Source organism: Streptomyces sp. SID1328, assembly GCF_009865595.1.
GTDB lineage: Bacteria > Actinomycetota > Actinomycetes > Streptomycetales > Streptomycetaceae > Streptomyces > Streptomyces griseoluteus.
The window spans coordinates 1-2,971 of record NZ_WWKH01000304.1 but is presented as its reverse complement, the minus strand read 5'-3'; the positions used below and the strand labels follow the sequence as shown (position 1 = coordinate 2,971).

2 protein-coding genes are annotated in these 2,971 nt (G+C 75.5%); both read left to right on the top strand.

The window, feature by feature from the left end:
- Window positions 1-105 precede the first annotated feature (105 nt).
- A complete protein-coding gene (locus GT030_RS09130; RefSeq protein WP_161200660.1) occupies window positions 106-2,022 on the top strand; it encodes a TOMM precursor leader peptide-binding protein in 1,917 nt (638 codons plus the stop codon).
- A 92-nt stretch (window positions 2,023-2,114) separates the two neighbouring features.
- Window positions 2,115-2,971, top strand: an 857-nt coding sequence (locus tag GT030_RS09125; protein WP_237522282.1) for a SagB family peptide dehydrogenase, incomplete at its 3' end; no start/stop codon positions are given.

The following is a 2,971-nucleotide window of genomic DNA, read 5'->3' as shown; positions in this document are numbered from 1 at the left end:
TGGCCGCGGCCGGACGGGACGCGTTCGCGGTGCCGGTGGCCGCGCCGGACCTGGCGGCGGGCGAGATCCACGCCGTGCGCGTGCTGCTCACCCGTGGCGGGCCCGGTGCCCACTGAGACGGAGGCGGCGCCGGTCGCCGTCGACGCGCCCTGGGACACGGTGTGCGAGCGGCTGACCACCGCGCTCGCCTCCCGTGTCCCCGGCCGGGGCGCCGTGGTGACGGCACTGGGCGTCCGCGACGAACTCAACGATGCCGTGCCGGAGTTCGCGCCCGACGTGATCCCCGTGGGCCTCTACGGGCATCACGCCGTGGTCGGCCCGGTCGCCCCTGTCGGCGGGCACGGGTGTCCGCGCTGTCTGGCCCGGCGTTGGCAGGCGGTGCGCGCCGGGTTCCTGAGGGAGGCACTGGAGCAGGGCGGGCCCACCCGCGCGACCGGGACCCCGCCGTGGGGTGCCGACTTCGTGGTGGACGCGCTGGCCGCGCTCGTCTCTGCGGCCGAGGCGCACCCGCCCGCCGTACGGCATCCGTGGGTGTGGCTGCTGGACCTGGAGACGCTGCGGGTCGCCCGGTTCCCGCTGGTGCCGGACGGGGAGTGCCCGGCCTGCGCGGACCGGCCGGACGACACGGCCGAGGGCGCCAGGATCGCCCTGGAGCCCGCCCCGGAGCACGCGCCGGGCAGCTTCCGCACCCGACCGCTGTCCGCGTACGACCTCCCGCTGGAGGCGTTCGCCAACCCGGTGACCGGGATGCTCGGCCCGTCCGTGGCGCCCGATCTGACGTCGGCCTCCACCTCGTCGGCGGTCGGCGCCTTCACCACCCGCTCCGGCGCCTATCTGCGCGAGTGCTACTGGGGCGGGCACACCGGGGCGTACGGCACGAGTGTGCGGGTCGGGCTCCTGGAGGGGCTGGAGCGGTACGCGGGGATGCGGGCGCGCGCCCGGCGCCCGGTCGTCACGGCCACGCTGGAGGAGCTGGGCGACACGGCGGTCGACCCCCGGATCACCGGGCTGTACCCGGACACCTTCGACGCGGAGGCGGCCGGCGCGCCCCGGTTCGCACCGGACCGGCCCGTCCAGTGGGTGTGGGGCTGGTCGCTGCGGGACACCCGGCCGGTCCTCGTCCCCGAGGTGGTCGCGTACTACCACGCGCCGGGCGGCATCCGGCGCCGGTTCGTGCAGGAGAGCTCCAACGGCTGCGCCTCGGGCGGAAGTCCGGCCGAGGCCGTGCACCACGGGCTGATGGAGACCATCGAGCGCGACGCCTTCCTGCTGGCCTGGTTCGGCCGGGCCAGGCTGCCCGAGATCGACCCGGCGAGCAGTGCCCGGCCCGCGACCCGCGCGATGGTGGACCGGCTGGCGATGTACGGGTACCGGGCGCGGTTCTTCGACACCCGGATCAGCTTCCCGGTGCCGGTGGTGACCGCGGTGGCCGAGCGGGTGGACGGCGGGCCGGGGCTGCTGTGCTTCGGCGCGGGCGCCTCGCTCGACCCGGAGGACGCGCTCGCGGGCGGGCTGTGCGAGATCGCCACCGACTCGGTCAACCTGCGCCGCCGTACCGCCCGCGAGGAGCGGCGGCTGCGCCGGATGGCGGCCGACTTCGACGAGGTGCGGGTGCTGCACGACCATCCGCTGCTGTACGGGCTGCCCGAGATGGGCCGCTACACCGACTTCCTGCTGCGCGGCCGGGACGACGGTGACCGCGTCCCGCTCGCCTCGCTCGCCCCGGACCGCCCCCGCCCCCGCCCGGCGGACCTGCGCGCGGACGTGGAGGCGGTCGTGGCGGACGTGACCGCACGCGGTTTCGACGTGGTCGTGGTCGACCAGACCGCACCGGAGCAGCGGGCGTTGGGGCTGAGCACGGTCAAGGTGCTGGTGCCCGGCCTCCTCCCGATCGACTTCGGCTTCAGCCGGCAGCGCGGCCCGTGGCTGCCCCGGGCCCGTACGGCGCTGCGGGAGGCCGGGCTGCGTACGGCGGACCTGCCGCCGGACGACTGCAATCCGGCCCCGCACCCCTTCCCCTGACCGCCCCCGCGGCTGTCCGCACCAACGACATCCCGGGCGCCCGGCCCGAACCGCCGGGCGTCCGCCACAGACGAGCTGACTAGGGAGTGACCATGGGATACGCCCATGAGTACGCGACCGCGGTGATGCGGCGGGGCAGGACCCCGATGGAGCCGGCCGACTTCGTGCCGGACTGGGCCGACCGGCCCCGCAAGGGCAAGTACTTCCCCGGCGTGCCCTCCTTCCCGCTGCCCGACGGCGGCTGCGCGGACGACGCCACGCTGGGCCGGGGCCTGTTCGGCGAGCCGGGCACGGGCGCGTTCACGCTGCCTCTGCTGGGTGCGATGCTCCGGGACTCCTACGGGCTCACCGGACGCCGGCTGGCCGTACAGGCCAATACGGACCTGGGGTCGCTGCCGTTCCACACCCACGCCAACTGGTCGCGCGGCACCGCATCCGGCGGCGGCCTGTACCCGGTCGGCGTGCACTGGGTGAGCGGCGCGAGCGGCCCGCTCACACCGGGCGTCTACTACTACGACACCCCGCACCACCGGCTGAACCGGCTGCTGTCCGGTGACGTGACCGGCGAAGTCCGGGCCGCCCTGGGTGACTTGGCGGATGCCGACACCGACCAGTTCCTGGTGCTGGGCGTGACCTTCTGGCAGAACGCCTTCAAGTACAACAGCTTCTCCTACCACGCCGTGACGATGGACATCGGCGCCCTGCTGGAGACCTGGCGGATGTGGGCGCGGGCGCACAACCTGCGGCTGGGCACCGCCCTGTGGTTCGACGAACCGCGCATCGGGCGCCTGCTGGGGCTGGACCCCGCCGAGGACGGGGTGTTCGCCGTGGTGCCGCTGCGCTGGGCCGCGCCGGCGCCGGAAACGACCGCCCCCGAGACGCCGGGAGCGGCGGTGCGGCGGGTGCCGGACGAGCGTTCGCGGCGGACGCTGACCTTCCCCACGCTGGG